This window comes from Microbispora corallina (genome assembly GCF_016863035.1).
In the GTDB taxonomy this organism is placed as follows: Bacteria; Actinomycetota; Actinomycetes; order Streptosporangiales; family Streptosporangiaceae; genus Microbispora; species Microbispora corallina.
On sequence record NZ_BOOC01000025.1, the window covers coordinates 86399 to 103637 of the forward strand.

At 73.5% G+C, this 17239-nt stretch carries 16 protein-coding genes; 11 read left to right on the forward strand and 5 right to left on the reverse strand.

What is annotated here, in order from left to right; all coding sequences use genetic code 11:
* The first annotated feature begins 6 nt into the window (after window positions 1–6).
* The 9 genes from Mco01_RS23745 (at window position 7) to Mco01_RS23785 (ending at window position 7616) form a co-directional block, all read left to right on the forward strand.
* Window positions 7–948 (forward strand): helix-turn-helix transcriptional regulator, encoded by a 942-nt coding sequence (locus Mco01_RS23745; protein WP_204059104.1) that lies wholly within the window; start codon window positions 7–9, stop codon window positions 946–948.
* Between the two features lie 34 nt (window positions 949–982).
* Window positions 983–1936: a helix-turn-helix transcriptional regulator gene (locus Mco01_RS23750; RefSeq protein WP_204059105.1), complete on the forward strand. Its 954-nt coding sequence runs from the start codon at window positions 983–985 to the stop codon at window positions 1934–1936.
* Window positions 1937–1974: 38 nt separating this feature from the next.
* Complete coding sequence (locus Mco01_RS23755) at window positions 1975–2163, forward strand: hypothetical protein (RefSeq protein ID WP_204059106.1); 189 nt, start codon at window positions 1975–1977, stop codon at window positions 2161–2163.
* 63 nt (window positions 2164–2226) lie between these two features.
* Window positions 2227–2559 carry a Sec-independent protein translocase subunit TatA gene (gene tatA, locus Mco01_RS23760; RefSeq protein WP_204059107.1) on the forward strand — a complete coding sequence of 111 codons (333 nt, stop codon included), beginning with the start codon at window positions 2227–2229 and terminating at the stop codon, window positions 2557–2559.
* A 46-nt stretch (window positions 2560–2605) separates the two neighbouring features.
* Window positions 2606–3472, forward strand: coding sequence for a twin-arginine translocase subunit TatC (gene tatC / locus Mco01_RS23765; RefSeq protein WP_204059108.1), 867 nt, complete (start codon window positions 2606–2608; stop codon window positions 3470–3472).
* A gap of 331 nt (window positions 3473–3803) precedes the next feature.
* Complete coding sequence (locus tag Mco01_RS23770; protein ID WP_204059109.1) at window positions 3804–4799, forward strand: amino acid ABC transporter permease; 996 nt, start codon at window positions 3804–3806, stop codon at window positions 4797–4799.
* 8 nt (window positions 4800–4807) lie between these two features.
* Entirely contained in the window at window positions 4808–5560 is a 753-nt protein-coding gene (locus Mco01_RS23775; RefSeq protein WP_204059133.1) for an amino acid ABC transporter ATP-binding protein, read from the forward strand.
* Between the two features lie 34 nt (window positions 5561–5594).
* Entirely contained in the window at window positions 5595–6596 is a 1002-nt protein-coding gene (locus Mco01_RS23780) for an ABC transporter substrate-binding protein (RefSeq protein WP_204059110.1), read from the forward strand.
* A 135-nt stretch (window positions 6597–6731) separates the two neighbouring features.
* Window positions 6732–7616: a diacylglycerol/lipid kinase family protein gene (locus tag Mco01_RS23785; RefSeq protein ID WP_204059111.1), complete on the forward strand. Its 885-nt coding sequence runs from the start codon at window positions 6732–6734 to the stop codon at window positions 7614–7616.
* 27 nt (window positions 7617–7643) lie between these two features.
* On the opposite strand, the gene Mco01_RS23790 is transcribed toward Mco01_RS23785, so the two are convergent.
* From Mco01_RS23790 to Mco01_RS23805, 4 genes are read right to left on the reverse strand one after another with little or no spacing between them, the layout of a single operon-like run.
* Window positions 7644–9440, reverse strand: a complete 1797-nt coding sequence (locus tag Mco01_RS23790; protein ID WP_204059112.1) for an FtsX-like permease family protein — start codon at window positions 9438–9440, stop codon at window positions 7644–7646.
* A 6-nt stretch (window positions 9441–9446) separates the two neighbouring features.
* A complete protein-coding gene (locus Mco01_RS23795) occupies window positions 9447–10187 on the reverse strand; it encodes an ABC transporter ATP-binding protein (protein WP_204059113.1) in 741 nt (246 codons plus the stop codon).
* Entirely contained in the window at window positions 10184–10723 is a 540-nt protein-coding gene (locus tag Mco01_RS23800) for a PadR family transcriptional regulator (RefSeq protein ID WP_239103868.1), read from the reverse strand. The genes Mco01_RS23795 and Mco01_RS23800 overlap by 4 nt, the downstream gene beginning before the upstream one ends.
* 55 nt (window positions 10724–10778) lie before the next feature.
* Window positions 10779–12254, reverse strand: a complete 1476-nt coding sequence (locus Mco01_RS23805; protein WP_204059114.1) for an MFS transporter — start codon at window positions 12252–12254, stop codon at window positions 10779–10781.
* Between the two features lie 78 nt (window positions 12255–12332).
* Here Mco01_RS23805 and Mco01_RS23810 point away from each other — a divergent pair, with 78 nt between their 5' ends.
* Both Mco01_RS23810 and Mco01_RS23815 read left to right on the forward strand, forming a co-directional pair.
* Window positions 12333–12971, forward strand: a complete 639-nt coding sequence (locus Mco01_RS23810) for a TetR family transcriptional regulator (protein ID WP_204059115.1) — start codon at window positions 12333–12335, stop codon at window positions 12969–12971.
* Between the two features lie 37 nt (window positions 12972–13008).
* The gene (locus Mco01_RS23815) at window positions 13009–15720 is read left to right on the forward strand and encodes a DEAD/DEAH box helicase (protein WP_204059116.1); all 2712 of its coding nucleotides are present in this window, start codon (window positions 13009–13011) and stop codon (window positions 15718–15720) included.
* 69 nt (window positions 15721–15789) lie between these two features.
* On the opposite strand, the gene Mco01_RS23820 is transcribed toward Mco01_RS23815, so the two are convergent.
* Window positions 15790–17232, reverse strand: a complete 1443-nt coding sequence (locus Mco01_RS23820; protein ID WP_204059117.1) for an RNB domain-containing ribonuclease — start codon at window positions 17230–17232, stop codon at window positions 15790–15792.
* Window positions 17233–17239: the final 7 nt, after the last annotated feature.

A 17239-nucleotide genomic window follows, 5' to 3' on the forward strand; every position in this document is an offset into this window, starting at 1 on the left:
GGCCCGATGTCGCGGCGGAAGACCGAGCGGCTGCTCAATCTGGTGATCTGCCTGCTCGCGACGCGGCGGCCGCTGAGCGCCGAGCAGATCCGGCAGGCCGTCCCCGGGTACGACCCGGACAACGACGAGGCCTTCCAGCGCATGTTCGAGCGCGACAAGAACGAGCTGCGCGAGATCGGCATCCCGATCGAGGTCCACAAGGATCCCTGGGAGGACGACCCCGGCTACCGCATCGTGCGGGAGGCGTACGAGCTGCCCGAGATCACGCTGGAGCCGGACGAGGCCGCGGTCATCGGCCTGGCCGCCCAGGTGTGGCAGCGGGCGAACCTCGCGGAGGCGGCCGGCGGCGCCCTGCTGAAGCTGCGCGCCGGAGGCGTGCGCACCGACCAGGTGGAGAGCCCGCTGGAGCTGCGGGTGGACACCCGCGACCCGGCGTTCCCGGCCCTGTGGGAGGCCGTGCGCGACCGCCGGGCCGTCCGGTTCGACTACCGCTCGGCCGGCAGCGAGTCGGTGCTCACGCGCACCGTGGAGCCGTGGGGGGTGGTGAGCCGCCGCGGCCGGTGGTACCTGGCCGGCCACGACCGCGACCGCGGCGCCGCCCGGGTCTTCCGGCTCAGCCGCATCACCGGGCCCGTCGCGACGCTGGGCCGCCCCGGGGCCTTCACGGTCCCCGAGGGCCTGGACCTGCGGGCCATGGTCGGCTACCAGGAGGTCCCCAACGAGCGGACCGCCCTCGTGCGGATCCGCCAGGGCTCCTGCCTCGGCCTGCGGCACGCGGCCCAGTCCGTACGGCCGGGGACCGACGGGTGGGACGAGGCCGAGGTGACGTTCGCCGACCCGGAACGGCTCGCCGGGTGGATCGCCAGCCTCGGCCCCGACGCCGTCGTGACGGACCCGCCGGACGCGCGGGAGGCCGTGATCCGCCGACTGAAGGGGGCTCTGCAGTGAGCGCGCGACCCGACTCCGGGAAGGCGGGGGGACGATGAGCTCCGACCGGCTGCCGCGCCTGCTGGCGCTCGTGCCGTACCTGATGTCGCATCCGGGCGCGCAGGTGCCGGAGGTGGCCCGCCTGTTCGGCCTGTCGGAGAAGCAGCTGATCGACGATCTCCAGCTGGTGTGGATGTGCGGCCTGCCCGGTCACACGCCGGGCGACCTGATCGACGTCTCCTGGGACGGCGGCGAGATCCTCATCGACAACGCCGACGCGATCGCCCGGCCCCTCAAGCTCGGCGTCGACGAGGCGAGCGCGCTGCTGGTGGCGCTGCGCATGCTGGGCGAGCTCCCGGAGTTCCAGGACCGCGACGTGCTGGGCCGGGTCATCGCCAAGCTGGAGCAGGCGGCCGGCGAGGGCGCGGCGACCGTCAGCAGCCAGGTCCAGGTCGAGATCGGCGCGGCGCCCGACGCCCACGCCGTCATCACCGAGGCCGCGCGCCAGGGCAGGCGGCTGTCGCTGCGCTACTACGTCCCGGGGCGGGACGAGATCACCCCGCGCGAGGTCGACCCGCTCCGCGTGGTCCTGGTCGACGGGCACCACTACCTGGAGGGGTGGTGCTACCGGGCCGAGGCGATGCGGATGTTCCGGATCGACCGGATCATGGAGGTCGAGGTCCTCGACGTCCCGGCCGACCCGCCGGCCGAGGCCGAGCCGATGGACGTCACGCAGGGCGTGTTCCGGCCGTCCGAGAGCGACGAACTGGTGGAGCTGGAGCTGACCCCGGCCGGGCGGTGGGTGGCCGAGTACTACCCGTGCGAGGAGGTCACCGAGCTGGGGGAGGGCCGGCTGCGGGTGGCGCTGCGCGCCCGCGACCAGTCGTGGGTGGTCCGGCTCGCGCTGCGCCTCGGCGACGGCGGGCGGGTGCTGTCCCCGGCCTCGCTGGGCGAGCGGGTCGCGGAGACGGCGACGGCGGCGCTGGCCAACTACGAATCCGCCTGCTGACCGCGCGACGGCCCGCGACGGCGGCTAGCATGGCCGCCATGACGTGGATCTTCGCGGCCGTCGGCCTGGCCGTGGCGGGGCTCGCCGTCCTGGCCGTGCCGGCGGTGCGGGTGTTCGCCGCGGCCCGCGGTCTCGGCGCCGAGCTGGACAGGGCGAGGCGACGTCTCGGGCCACCGGAGGATGAATTTCCGGCGGCCGGCAGCACGCTCCGGGCCGAGCGCGGGTGAAGACCGGCCTGTGGTGCGCGTACGATCGGTGATGGTACCTCCCTGCGTGTGAAGGAAGCGGTCATGTCCCAACTCGGTGTGCCGGAACTGCTCATCATCGGAGTCGTCCTGATCCTGCTGTTCGGCGCCAAGAGGCTGCCGGACACCGCGAAGTCGCTCGGGCAGTCGCTGCGGCTGTTCAAGAAGGAGACCTCCAAGCTGCGCGAGGAGGACGACGCCGCGACCGTGGTGAAGGCGGAGGCGGCGCCCCCGCAGCAGATCGCCCCGGCGACGCCGTCCATCGAGGACCGGCTGCGGGTCCTGGAGGAGGAGAACCGCCGTCTGCGCGCCGCCTCCGAGCCCACCGTGAACGGTGTGCCCCTGTCCCAGACGCAGAACGACCAGCGGTCGAGCTGATCCGTCCGGGCGTCCTGATGGCCCCTTTACCGAGCAGGATCAACAGATGGCGCTGCTGAAGCGGTCCAGCCCGGAGCCGACGTTCGACGACGGGCGCATGACGCTCATGGAGCATCTCCGTGAGCTGCGCAACCGCATCGTCAAGATGCTCCTGGCGGCCGTGGTCGGCACCGGCATCGGGTTCGCGTTCTTCGGCCCGATCTGGACCTTCATGACGGCCCCGTTCTGCCGGCTGCCCGAGGCGTACAAGATCACGAACGGGCAGAGCTGCACGCTGGTCGTCCACGGCGTGCTCGACGGCTTCATGATCAACCTCAAGGTCGCCGTGATCTTCGGCGTGGTGGTGACCGCGCCCCTGTGGCTGTACCAGATCTGGGCGTTCGTCACCCCGGGGCTCTACCAGAACGAGCGGCGCTACACGATCGCGTTCCTCGGCCTGGCGATCCCGCTGTTCGGCGCCGGCGCCGCCCTCGCGTACCTCACGATGGACCGCGGTCTGTCGCTGCTGCTGGGGTTCGTCCCCGGCAACGCGCTGGCGCTGATCGACGTCGACGACTACCTCACGTTCCTGATCCTCATGCTCGTCATCTTCGGCATCTCGTTCCTGATGCCGTTGCTGATGGTGTTCCTCAACGTGATCGGCGTGCTGAAGTACCGGACGGTCGCCAAGCACCAGCGCATGATCGTCTTCCTGCTGTTCGTGTTCGCCGCGGTGGCCACGCCGAGCCAGGACCCGTTCACCATGCTGGCGCTCGCGTTGCCCATGGTCGTCCTCTTCTTCGTGGCCGAGGTCTTCATGCACGTCCACGACAAGAGGCGGGACGCGGCGGACGAGGCCAGGGCGCGGGCGATCGAGGAGGAGCTCGACGGGCCGGAGGAGTCCTCGCTGGACTCGCTCGACACCAGGGACTGAGCGGGCGTCACCCCTCAGGAAACCGCCGGCGGCGCCGCCTCCGGCGGTTTTCTCGTCTTCAATAACCTACTAAACAAGTAGGTCTTGACGGGAAAGCCGGATCTCTGCTGGAGTGGAGGCATGCAGGCCGGAGTGCGACTCGTGACGCGCGGCCACATCGACTTCGGTCGCGTGTGGTCCGCCGCCTGTCGCCCGTGACGCCCTGATCCTCCTTCTCCCGCGCCCCGCAGGGCGCATCTCCCCCCGGGCGCCGCCGCGCCCTCAGGAAGGGCTGACGCATGCCTGTCGACGTTGTCCCCACGCCTCCGCGCAGCCGCAGGACGGGACGCCCATGACCGCCCCCTCCGTCCCCGAGACCGTGACCCTGGCCGGGGGCGCCGCCGCGCCCCTCGGCGCCGCGGACGCCGGGTCGCTGCGGGTGATCCGCGCCCGCCACCCGTGGCGCTGGGCCGCCGCCGGCGTGGTCCTCGTGCTGCTCGCCATGGCCCTGAACGCGCTGGTCACCAACCCGGCGTGGGACTGGCCCACCGTCGGGCGGTACCTGTTCGCGCCGTCCGTGCTGCGGGCGGTCGTCCTCACCGTCCAGCTGACCGCGCTCGGCATCGTGCTGGGCTTCCTGCTGGGGACGGTGCTCGCGCTGATGCGGATGTCCCGCAACCCCCTGCTGGCCTCGGTCGCCTGGGGATACGTGTGGCTGTTCCGGTCGGTGCCGCTCATCCTGCAGCTGCTGTTCTGGTACAACCTCGCGATCCTCTACCGCAGGATCTCGTTCGGTATCCCGTTCGGGCCCGGCTTCTTCGACGTCGGCACGATGGACCTGATCGGCCCGGTCACCGCGGCCGCGCTCGGCCTGGCCCTCCACCAGGCCGCGTACGCCGCCGAGATCGTGCGGGCGGGCTTCCTGTCGGTCGGCCACGGCCAGCTGGAGGCCGCGGCGGCGCTCGGGATCCCGCGGGCCCGGCAGATCCTCCGGATCCAGCTGCCGCAGGCCATGCGCACGATCGTCCCCACGGCCGGCAACGAGATCATCGGCCTGGTCAAGGGCACCTCGGTCGTGTACATCATGGCGCTGCCCGAGTTGTTCTACCAGGTCCAGGTGATCTACAACCGCAACGGCCGGGTGATCGCGCTGCTGCTCGTGGCCGCCATCTGGTACCTGGCGCTCACGACCGTCATGTCGGTCGCGCAGTACTACGTGGAGCGCCGGTTCAGCCGCGGGTCGGCCCGGGCGCTGCCGCCCACGCCCCTCCAGCGGGCGCGCCGTCTCCTCGCCGTACGGCGGCAGGCCCGGGCGCGGGCGCTCGCGGACGCCGGGACGGCGTCGTGAGCACGCCCATGGTGGACGTGCGCGGCGTCCACAAGAGCTACGGGCCGCTCGAGGTCCTCCGGGGCGTCGACCTGCGGGTGGGGGCCGGCGAGGTGACCGTCGTGCTGGGGCCGTCCGGCTCCGGAAAGTCCACCCTCCTGCGCGCGGTGAACCACCTGGAGAAGATCGACCGCGGGTTCGTCGCCATCGACGGCGAGCTGATCGGCTACCGGCGGTCCGGCGACCGGCTGCACGAGCTGAAGGAGCGCGAGATCCTCCGCCAGCGCAGCCGCATCGGCTTCGTCTTCCAGAGCTTCAACCTCTTCCCGCACCTGACCGTCCGGCAGAACGTCGCCGAGGCGCCGCTGTCGGCGCAGCGCCGGCCCCGCGAGGAGGTGGAGGAGCTGACCGCGGAGCTGCTCGACCGGGTCGGCCTCCGGGACAAGGCGGACGCCTATCCCCGGCAGCTGTCCGGCGGCCAGCAGCAGCGCGTCGCCATCGCCCGCGCGCTCGCCCTGCGGCCCAAGGTCATCCTGTTCGACGAGCCCACCTCCGCGCTCGACCCCGAGCTGGTCGGCGAGGTGCTGGAGGTCATGCGGGACCTCGCCCGCAGCGGCACCACGATGATCGTCGTCACCCACGAGATCGGCTTCGCCCGCGAGGTGGCCGACACCGTGGTGTTCCTGGACGAGGGCCTGATCGTCGAGCAGGGACCACCCGCCCAGGTGCTCGACGCCCCCCGTCACGAGCGCACCCGCGCCTTCCTCGGCAAGGTGCTCTGACCCCGTGCAGTCCCACTCCCGGAAGAGGTCCGTCATGCCGTCCGCCCCCCGTCTCGCCGCCCTGACCGCGTCGGCGCTACTCCTTCTCGCCGCCTGCGGCACGGCCGCGGGCGACCCCGGCGAGGCCGCGGACGCGGCCGTCCCGGCCGCCGGTTCGGCCGGGCCGGGCGCGCCCCGGGCCGTCCCCTCGATCAACACCGGTCCCGACCAGCACCGGGTGCGGGCCGCCAAGGTGGACGCCATCGCGGCCCGGGTGCCGCCGGCCGTCAGCGCCAAGGGCGAGCTCGTCGTCGGGACCTCGACCTTCGAGCCGCCGCTGTCGTTCGTGGCGGACGACGACCTCACCCCCATCGGCGTCGAGGAGGACCTCGCCTCGCTGGTCGCCGACGTCCTCGGACTGAGGCTGCGCCTGGACCCCACGTCGTGGGAGAACCTCTTCCTGGCCGTGAAGTCCGGCAAGGACGACGTGGGCTTCTCCAACATCACGGTGACCGAGGAGCGCAAGGACATCTACGACTTCGCCACCTACCGGCTGGACGAGCTGGCCTGGGAGGTGCCGAAGGACAGCGCCGTCACCGCGATCGCCAAGCCGGCCGACATCGCCGGGCTGACCGTCTCCGTCGGCTCCGGCACCAACCAGGAGAAGATCCTCCTCGACTGGGACAGGCAGAACCGGGCGGCCGGGCTGAAGCCGGTGCGGATCCAGTACTACAAGAAGGCGGCCGACACCTATCTCGCGCTGAAGTCGGGGCGGGTCGACGCCTTCTTCGGCCCCAACCCCACCGCCGCCTACCACTCGGCGGTCAGCGGCGACACCAGGATCGTCGGCACCTACTCCGGCGCCGGGCCGGCCCTGCAGGGGCTGATCGCGGCCATGACGCAGAAGGGCAACGGCCTGGCCACGCCGATCAGCGAGGCCGTCAACGAGCTGATCAAGAACGGCAGGTACGCCGAGGTGCTCGCCCGCTGGGGTCTGTCCGCCGAGGCGGTCCCCGAGTCGCTGGTGAACCCGCCCGGCCTTCCGCGCGACCAGTGACCCCCGGAGAGACGGACCTCGCGGCGATCGGGCCACTCCCTCCGGAGCAGGCACCTGACCGCGGTCGGCAGGCCCCTCGCAGGTTGGGGGCCGCGGACTCTGGCGCTGTCCGATCGGTGCCGCTATGTTCCGGATGTGTCTGGTGAGCTCGTCGTCCTGGTGAACCCCGCCGCCCGCGGCGGCCGTACCCTCCGCCACCTCGACCCGGTCCTGCGGCGGCTGCGCGGGGGCGGGCGCCCCGTCTCCGTGATCGTCGGCACGTCGGCGGACGACGCCCTGGCCCGGGCGCGCGAGGCCGTGGCGGCCGGCCCGGACGCGCTGGTCGCGTTCGGCGGGGACGGGCTCGTGCACCTGGCCGTCCAGGCGGTCGCCGGGACGCCGGTGCCGCTCGGCATCGTGCCCGCGGGCACCGGCAACGACATCGCCGACGCGCTCGGCATCCCCCGCAGGGACGTCCTGGCGGCCGCCTCGATCGTCGCGGACGGCCGGGTCCGGGTGGTGGACGCCGCGCGCGTCGGGCCGTCCGAGTGGTTCGCGGGGGTGCTGGCCTGCGGGTTCGACTCCCGTGTCAACGAGCGGGCCAACGCCATGACGTGGCCGCCGGGGATGGCCAGGTACCTGCTGGCTTTGGTGGAGGAGCTCCGCTCGTTCACGCCGATCCCGTTCCGGATCACCCTGGACGAGGGGGAGGTGGTCGAGCGGGAGGCCATGCTGGTCGCGGTGGCCAACACCCGCTCCTACGGCGCAGGCATGCGGGTCTGCCCCGACGCCAGCCCGGACGACGGCCTGCTCGACGTGCTGGTGCTGGGCGCGGTGCCGAAGGCCGACTTCCTGCGCACCTTCCCCCGCGTCTACCGCGGCAGCCACGTCACGCATCCCGCCGTGTCCGTGCGGCGGGCCAGCACCGTGACGCTGGAGGCCCCTGACGTCGTCGCGTACGCGGACGGGGAGCGGATCGGCCAGGCACCCGTCACGTGCGCGGTCGAGCCGGGCGCGCTGCGCGTGATCGTGCCGCGCTGACACCTATCCCGCGAGGCGCCGGCCCGATCAGGTCGTCTCGGCGCTCAGGGCCTGGGTCACGGGCCGGCGGGCCGCCACGCGTGCGGGGACGGCGGTGAGCGCCGCCGTCGCCAGCACGGTCGCGATCGCGGCGCCGGCCATCGAGGAGATGGGAAGGGTTCTCGCGTCCCCGACGGTCACGTACACGCCGATGCCGAGGATGACTCCGACGGCGGCGCCGGGCAGGGCGGGCAGGACCTGGGCGACGGACAGCCCGGCCGTGATCTGCCCGGGGGTGGTGCCGAGGGTGCGCGCGACGGCCATGGTCGCCCGGGTTTCCATCGCCGTGCTCCAGGTCATCGTGACCGTGTTCACGAGGGCGAGCGCGATCGCCAGGACGGTCACCGACAGCAGCAGCCTGCCGCTCTGGTCGTCCCGCAGGTTGGGCAGGCCGGACAGGCCCGCCCCCCAGCCCCCGCGGTGCTGGGCGTAGCCCCAGCGCGGCTGGACGCGGAAGGTCAGCAGGGCGTCGACCGCGATCAGGGTGGCGGCGGTGGAGCAGCCGTGCAGCACGGCCCGGCCCGGCCGGCGGGCGGTCAGCCGCAACCCGAGCAGCAGCGGGGTCGGCAGCAGCGCGGACAGCGCGGTGAGCAGGGGACGGCGGCGGGGCCGGTGGGCGGTGACGGTCAGCGCGTCGACGGTCGCGGTGCGCAGGGCGAGCAGCGTGGGACGCAGCGCGGAGAAGACCGCCACCGCCACGGCCAGCGCGGTCGCCGCGACGACGACGCCGACGGTCGGTCCGACGACACTCCCGACCCGGCTGGCGGTGGGGCTGGCGACGGCGGGCTCGGCCAGGCGGGCGACCGTCAGCCCCAGCGCGTCGGCCAGCAGCGCCAGCCCGAGATATTCGGTGAGCAGCACGGCGGCGATCAGGCCGGGGGTGGCGCCGACGGCCTTGAGCAGTCCCGCCCGGCGCGTCTGCTCGGCGGCGCGTCCGGCGGCCAGGGCGGCCACCCCGGCGACGGCCAGGAAGCTGAGCAGCCACCCGCCGATGACCAGGATCGGCTGGGAGTCCCTGAGCATGACCGAGTCCTGCTGGGCGATGAACTGCGCGGGGTGGAAGTTCACCATGACGGTGGAGTCGCGGTGGGCGTCGATGAAGGCGCGGGCCGTGGCGGGGTCGCTCAGCTTGAGGCCGACGCCCATGGCCAGTGGGAGATCACGCGATGCCAGCGCCTTGGCGTCCGAGTGGGTCAGCCAGACGAGACCGCCCCCGTCGCTCGGGCCGCCGTACGGGCCGATCCCCGGCGCCCACGGGAAGACGGAGGTGGCCGCGGTCACGGCGATCCCGACGACGGGGTACGTCCGTCCGGAGACGGTGACGCGGTCGCCGACGCGGGCGCCGAGCGCTGTGGCGAAGCCCCGTTCGAGGACCGCGCCGCCCGGGCGCACCCAGTGGCCCGAGGTCACCAGCGGGCGGTCGACCGCGCCGGGCTTCTCCGGGGCGCCGTGCACCACCACGAGGGAGGCCAGGCCGCGCGAGGTGAGGGTGGCGAAGACGATGCGGAAAGGGCCGTTGTGACCGGAGACCCCCGGGGCGCGCGTCAGCTCCTCGAGCGCCGGGGCCACGGGGGTGCCCAGCTCGGGGGCGTACGCCACGATGTCAGGTCCGGCGGTGGCGGCCCGGGTCTGCTCGTAGAGCGCCTCGCTCGCCCCGCCGAGGGACAGGCCCAGGGCGACGGTCGCGGTGGCCGCGGTCACCGCGAGCAGGAGCATGGCGGCCTGGGCCCGGTGGCGGCGGACGTCGGCCAGGACGAGGCGGAAGACGAGCACGGCGCGGCCCACGGCGTTTCAGCCCTCCAGCCCGGCCAGGCCGCCGAGCCACCCGGTGGCGGCGCCGGTCAGCCGGGTGTCGTCGACGAACATCCCGTCGCGCATCGAGATCAGCCGGTCGGCGGTGGCCGCCACCCGTTCGTCGTGCGTGACGATGACGAGGGTCTGCCCCGCGGCCCGCAGGTCCTCGAAGACGCGCAGCACGTCGAGCGTCGCCGCGCTGTCGAGGTTGCCGGTGGGCTCGTCGGCCAGCACCAGCCGCGGCTCGTTGGCCAGGGCACGCGCGACGGCCACCCGCTGACGCTGCCCGCCGGACAGCTCCGACGGCAGGTGCCGGGCCCGGGCGGTCAGCCCGAACCGGTCCAGCAGCAGGCGTGCGCGGCGCCTGGCCTCACGCCGGGAGTGCCCGGCCAGCAGCACGGGCAACTCCACGTTCTCGGCCGCCGACAGCTCCTCCACCAGATGGAACGCCTGGAAGACGAACCCCACCGATCGGCGTCGCAGCCGCGCCAGCGCCCGCTCGCTCAGGGTGTCGACGCGCCGCCCGGCCAGCCACACCTCCCCCTTCGTGGGACGCTCGAGGCCCCCCAGCAGGTGCAGCAGGGTGGACTTCCCGCAGCCGCTCGGTCCCATCACCGCCAGCGTCTGACCCTCCGGCACCTCCAGGTCGACGGCGTCGACGGCCGGCACCCGGCTCTCCCCCCGGCCGTGCACCTTCGTCAGGCCGCGGGCCTCGGCCACAGCACTCGTCACGCTCACGCACCCTCGTTCTCGTCATCGCCGGTGGACCAGGCCCGCTCGCAGGCCGCCAGCCAGCGCAGGTCCGCCTGCAGCCGCAGCGCGACCCCTTCCAGCAGCACGACGGCGGCCGACTCCGTCGGCTCGGCCAGCGCCGCCCGCTGCGTCTCACGCAGGCGGCGCATGAGCTCCCGGCGCTGGGCGGCCACGAGCTCGACCGGGTCGGCGAGCCGGGCGGCGGCCGCCGCCACGAGCTTGAGATGGAACTCCGCCAGGTCGGGTTTCGGCCAGCCCACCTCGGTCAGCCAGGCGGCCACCCGCTGCTGCCCGGCCGGCGTCAGCGCGTAGACCTTGCGCTCCGGCCGCTCGGGAAGGCCGTCCGCCCGCTCGCAGACGACGAGCCCCGCCTTCTCCAGCCGGGCCAGCGTCACGTAGATCTGGCCGTGGTTCATCGACTCGCCCAGGGGGCCGAGACTCCGCCGCAGCCGGGCGCGCAGGTCGTACCCGTGCGACGGCTCCTTGGCCAGCATCGCCAGCACCGCGTCCTGCACGCCCACCCCCTAACGGTTACCCAATAGATAGCGGTTAGCCGTACGGGCTGTCAAAACGGATCTACTTTGTCAAGGCGGGGACCGGGCTCACCGGCTCGGCGCGGCGTGCGCGCAGGAGCACGGCCAGGGCCAGGGCGACGAGCATGACGCCGGCGGCCGTGAGGAACACCGCGTCGACGCCTGAGACGAGGGCCTCGGCCGCACGCCGCCGCGCCGCGGGCGGCAGGGCGCCCATCGCGGCGATCGAGGGCCTGGTGTCTCCGCTCCCGGAGTCCGTGACGCGGCTGAGGATCACCCCGAAGACCGCCGTGCCGACCGCCGAGCCGAGGGTCTGCGCGAACCGGATCGCGGTGGTGGCGACGCCGAGGCGGGACACGGGGACGGCGTCCTGCACCAGCATGACGACGGTGCCGACCACCTGGCCCTGGCCCACCCCGAGCAGGAACAGATCGGCCAGCAGGACCGGAGTGGCCGTGCCGGTCCGCAGCAGGCTCAGCAGCCCCACGGCGACGGCGGTGACGGCGGAGCCGGTCACCAGGAACGTCGTCATGCCGGCCCCGCGGCCCTGCAGCGCGCCGGACACCAGGCCGGCCGCCGTCATGCCCGCGGCGAGGGGGATCAGGTAGAGGCCGGCGTCGGCCGCGGCGACGCCCTTGACGGCCTGCAGGTAGATCATCGTGTACACGATCGGTCCGGTCAGCCCGGCGAACGCGGCCAGGAACTGCAGCGGCAGCGCCGTGCCGACGACGCGGTCGCGGAACAGCCCGAGCGGGAGGATCGGCTCGGCCGCGCGGGCCTGCCGCCAGACGAAGGCGCCCACGAGGACGGCGTCCGCCGCGATGAGCGACAGGATCGTGGGGGAGCCCCAGGCGTAGTCCCGGCCCGCCCACTCGGTGACGAGCAGCAGGACGACGGCGGCCGCGGCGGACAGGGCCGCGCCGAGGTAGTCGATGCGGCGCCGCGTCCCCTGGCGCGGCAGGCGCAGGGCCAGCGCGCCGGTCGCCAGCACCGCCAGGCCGAGCGGCAGGTTGACGTAGAAGATCCAGCGCCAGGACAGGTGGTCCACGAGCAGGCCCCCGAGCAGCGGGCCGGCGACGATGCCGACGCCGGCCACGATCCCGCCCATGCCGCCCGCCCTGCCCCGGTCCTCCGGCGGAGCGAGGAAGGCCAGCACGACGATCGTCACGCTCATCAGCCCGCCGCCCCCGATGCCCTGCAGGGCCCGGAAGACGATGAGCCAGGTCATGCTGCCCGCCGTCCCGCACAGCGCCGAGCCGGTCAGGAAGAGCGTGACGGCGGCGAGGTAGACGGCCTTGGCCCCGTAGACGTCGCACAGCTTGCCGTACAGGGGGAGGGCGGCGGTGGCGGCCAGGGCGTACGCGGTGACGAGCCAGGCCAGGTGGTCGAGCCCGTGCGCGGGGTCGAGGTCCCGCACGATGGCGACGGTGGCGGCGGACACGATGTTCATGTCCAGGACCGCGAGGACGAGCGTCAGCAGGCAGCCGAGCCCCGCCAGTCTCTTCTGGATGTCGGTCATGCGGCTTAGACTGAGCCAAACTTTATACTCAGTCAATAGATTGACCGAGATTAGAATTCGACCTGGTACAGTCTTCCCATGGAACCCGGGCTGAGGGAGCGCAAGAAGCTCAAAACACGCCGGCACCTGTACGACGTGGCGATCCGGCTGTTCCTGGAGCGCGGCTTCGACGCCGTGTCCGTGGCGGAGATCGCCGAGGAGGCCGGGGTCTCCAAGATGACCGTGTTCAACTACTTCCCGGCGAAGGAGGACATCGTCGCCGGCCCGATGGAGGAGCACGCGGACGAGCCGGCCAGGGTGGTCCGCGACCGGCCGCCGGGCGAGACGGTCGTGGGCGCGCTGCGCACCCACTTCCTGGCCGCGCTCGCCGGGCGCGACCCGGTGACCGGCCTCAACGACGTCAGGCGCCTCATCGAGGTCCGCAGGATGATGACGGAGAGCCCGGCGCTGCTGCGGCGCGTGCTGGCCTTCCGGGCCCGCCGCGAGGAGCTGTTGCGCGACGTCCTCGCGAGCGAGACCGGCGCCGCGCCCGGCGACCTCACGCCGAAGGTCGCGGCGGCCGTGATCACCGGGGTGCTCGACGCCCTGACGATGGACAACTTCCAGCGGATCGCGGACGGCGCGTCGGCCGACGAGCTCTACGCCTCCGCCGTGCGGGCCGCGGAGCACGCGTTCGGCCTCCTGGAGAACGGGCTCGGCGATTACGGAAGGCGATGAAGGACGCCCGCAATCCCGTTATCGGTAGTGTTGACGTATGAGTACGCCAGCGGAACGCTACGCCGCATTCCGTGAGCGGCACACCGGCAACGGCCCCGCTCTGACCTCGTTCCGCAAGCTGTACGACTTCGAGCTGGACCAGTTCCAGCTCGACGCGTGCGAGGCGCTGGAGGCGGGCGACGGCGTCCTCGTGGCGGCGCCCACCGGGTCGGGCAAGACGGTGGTCGGGGAGTTCGCCGTCCACCTCGCCCTCGAGCAGGGCCGCAAGTGCTTCTACACCACGCCCATCAAGGCCCTGTCGAACCAGAAGTACAACGACCTCGTCCGCCGGTACGGCGCCGCCAAGGTGGGCCTGCTCACCGGCGACAACAGCGTCAACGGCGAGGCGCCCGTCGTCGTCATGACGACCGAGGTCCTGCGCAACATGCTGTACGCCGGGTCCGGCACGCTGGCCGGCCTGGCGTACGTCGTGATGGACGAGGTCCACTACCTGGCCGACCGGTTCCGCGGCGCGGTGTGGGAGGAGGTCATCATCCACCTGCCCGAGTCGGTGCGGGTGGCGGCCCTGTCGGCGACGGTGAGCAACGCCGAGGAGTTCGGCGAGTGGCTCGGCGAGGTGCGCGGCGACACCACCGTCATCGTGGACGAGCACCGGCCCGTGCCGCTGTGGCAGCACATGCTGGTCGGCAACCGGCTCTACGACCTGTTCGTGAACGAGGGCGACGACACGCTGCGGATCAACCCGTCGCTGATGCGGGTCGCCCGCGACGAGTCCCGGCTGGCCCAGACGCGGGGGAGGCGGGGCTACTCCCGTCCCCGGGCGTCCGCGCCCAACCGCGCCGACGTCATCGAGAAGCTGGACGCCGAGGGGCTCCTGCCCGCCATCACGTTCATCTTCTCCCGCGCCGGATGCGACGCGGCCGTCATGCAGTGCCTGTACGCCGGCCTGCGGCTGACGACCGAGCGCGAGCGGCACGAGATCCGGCAGATCGTCGACGAGCGGACGGCCCACCTCCCGGACGAGGACCTGGCCGTGCTCGGATACCTGGAGTGGCGCGACTGCCTCGAGCGGGGCCTGGCCGCCCACCACGCGGGCATGCTCCCCGCCTTCAAGGAGGTCGTGGAGGAGCTGTTCACCAAGGGCCTCGTCAAGGCCGTGTTCGCCACCGAGACGCTGGCGCTGGGCATCAACATGCCCGCCCGCTCGGTGGTCATCGAGAAGCTCGACAAGTGGAACGGCGAGACCCACGCCGACCTCACGCCGGGGGAGTACACCCAGCTCACCGGGCGGGCAGGCCGCCGCGGCATCGACGTCGAGGGCCACGCCGTCGTCGTCTGGCAGCCGGGCATGGACCCGCTGGGCGTCGCCGGGCTGGCCAGCACCCGCACCTACCCCCTGCGCTCCAGCTTCCAGCCGTCGTACAACATGGCCGTCAACCTGGTCGGGCAGGTCGGCAGGGAGCGGGCGCGCACGCTGCTGGAGGACTCCTTCGCCCAGTTCCAGGCCGACCGCGCCGTCGTCGGGCTGGCCCGCCAGCTCCGCAAGTCCGAGCAGGCCCTGGAGGGCTACGCCGAGGCGATGACCTGCCATCTCGGCGACTTCCAGGAGTACGCGGCCATCCGCAGGCGGCTGTCGGACCGGGAGGCCGAGCTGTCCCGCCAGCGCGGCGCGGCCCGACGTGCGCAGGCGGTGCAGTCGCTGGAGGTGCTCAAGCCGGGCGACGTCATCCGCGTCCCCGGAGGCCGGAGGGCCGGGATCGCCGTCGTCCTCGACCCGGGCACCGGCACCCGCGGCGACGGCCCGTCCCCGCTGGTCCTGACGATCGGCAAGCAGGTCAAGCGTTTATCGGCCGCGGACTTCCCGGTGCCGGTCGAGCCGGTCGACACGATCAGGATCCCGAAGGGCTTCAACCCGCGCTCGCCGAAGGAGCGGGCCAACCTGGTCTCCACGATGCACGCCAAGCTCGGCGACCGCGACCTCGGCAAGCCCGTGCGGGCGCGCGACCACGCCGCGGAGGACGAGGAGATCAACCGGCTGCGGCGCGAGCTGCGCCAGCACCCCTGCCACGGCTGCGACCAGCGCGAGGACCACGCCCGCTGGGCCGAGCGGTACTACAAGCTGCTCAGGGAGACCGAGTCGCTGCGCCGCCGGGTCGAGGGGCGCTCGCATGTCATCGCCCGGACGTTCGACAAGGTCTGCGGGGTGCTCGACCAGCTCGGCTACCTGGAGGACGAGACGGTCACCGAGGAGGGCCGGCGCCTGGCCAAGCTCTACACCGAGCTCGACCTGCTGACGGCCGAGTGCCTGCGCTCGGGCGTCTGGAACGGGCTCGACCCCGCCGAGCTGGCCGCCTGCGTCTCGTCGCTGGTGTACGAGGCGCGGCAGTCCGACGACGCGCGCAGCCCGAAGATCCCGGGCGGCTCCGCCAAGGAGGCGCTCGTCGAGATGGTGCGCCTGTGGGGCGAGCTGGAGGGCATCGAGCAGGACCACGGCCTGTCGTTCCTCCGGGAGCCCGACCTGGGCTTCGCCTGGGCGGCGTTCCGGTGGGCGAAGGGCCACAGCCTCGACGCGGTGCTGACCGACTGCGACCTCGCGGCCGGCGACTTCGTCCGGTGGGTCAAGCAGCTCCTCGACCTGCTCGGCCAGCTCAAGGACGCCGCGCCCAGGGGCAGCAAGGTGGGCGAGGTCGCCGGGCGGGCCATCGAGGCCATGCGCCGCGGCGTCGTCGCCTACTCCTCCGTCACCTGACCGCGTCGGCGGCCTGCCCGCGTGAACGGGGCGGCCGCACGTCAGGTGGCGCACGTCAGGTGGCGGGCGTCAGGTGGCGACGGCGAAACGGACCTCGCGGGTGGCGGGGTCGGCGCGGACCAGCCGCACCGGAACCCGCCCGCCGAGCGGCAGACCGTCCCCGTCGCAGCGGGCGATCACGGCGGGGTCGGCCAGCTGGACGTGCCCGCCCGGCTTGACCTCGTCCACGTCGATCACCACGGCGTCGAAGACCTCGCCCACCCGCGGGCGCAGGACCGCGGCCTCCACCAGGTCGACGCACGCGCGCTCCACCCCGGCGGTGCGCCGCCCGGCCGACGCCATCTGCTCGGGCAGCGCGCCGAGAGCGGCCCGTACGGGCCCGGGCACCTCTGCGCCGGCCGCGAGGGCCAGGCAGACCTCGGTCGCGTAGCGGTCGACCAGGCGCCGCAGCGGCGCCGTGACGTGCGCGTACGGCGCGGCCACCGCGGCGTGGTCCGGCTGGGCGGGCGGGGCGCCGTCGAAGGCGGCGTAGGCGGCACCCCGCAGCAGGATCGTGGCCTCGTGCAGGAACGCGGCGGTGCCCGGGAGCGTGGGGTCGAGGTCGTGCACCACGTCGCCGAAGGACGCGCCGTCGGGCCAGGGGACGCCGAGCCCGGCGGCCGCCCTGCGGACCTTGGCCATGTCCGCGGGCCCCGCGGGCGGCAGGACCCGCAGCACCCCGATCCCGGCCTCCAGCATCATGGTCGCCGCCGCCATGCCCGTCATGAGGGAGATCTGGGCGTTCCAGCCCTCGGAGGGGAGGCTGGTGCGGAACTCCAGCGCGTACCCGTCTCCGGACGGCACGACCTGCTGCTCGGGAGTGGGAAGGGACACCCCGCCCCTGGCCCGCTCCAGCGCGAGCCGCAGCGGCCCGACCTCGGCCAGCAGGGCGACCGTGCCCTCGGCCGTGCCGCCGTCGACCGCGGCCTGGACGGTGTCGTAGTCGAGGCGCTCGCGGCTGCGGACCAGCGCCCGGCGCAGGTCCACGCCCGTGACCCGGCCCTCGGCGTCCAGGTCGAGCCGCCACAGCGCCGCCGGGCGGGTCTGACCCGGCAGCAGGCTGGCCGCCCCCTCCGACAGGACCGGCGGGTGCAGCGGCACCCGCACGTCCGGCAGGTAGACCGTCTCGCCCCGCACCCGCGCCTCGGCGTCGATCGCGCCACCCGGCTGGACGAACGCGGCGACGTCGGCGATCGCGTACCACACGCGGTAGCCGCGCTCGCGCCGCTCGATGCACATCGCCTGGTCGAGGTCCATCGAGCCCGGCGGGTCGATCGTCAGCAGCGGCACGTCGGTGCGGTCCTCGGACGGCAGGGCCGGGGCGGCGGCGACCCGCTCCGCCTCCTCCGCCACCGCCGCGGGGAAGCCGTCCGGCAGGTCGAAGTCGCGGCGGACGCGGGCGAAGCCGGGCGCGAGCCCCGCGGCGGGCTCGTCCTGCTCGGCGGGCTTCAGGCGGATCGTCGTGTACGGCACGCGATCA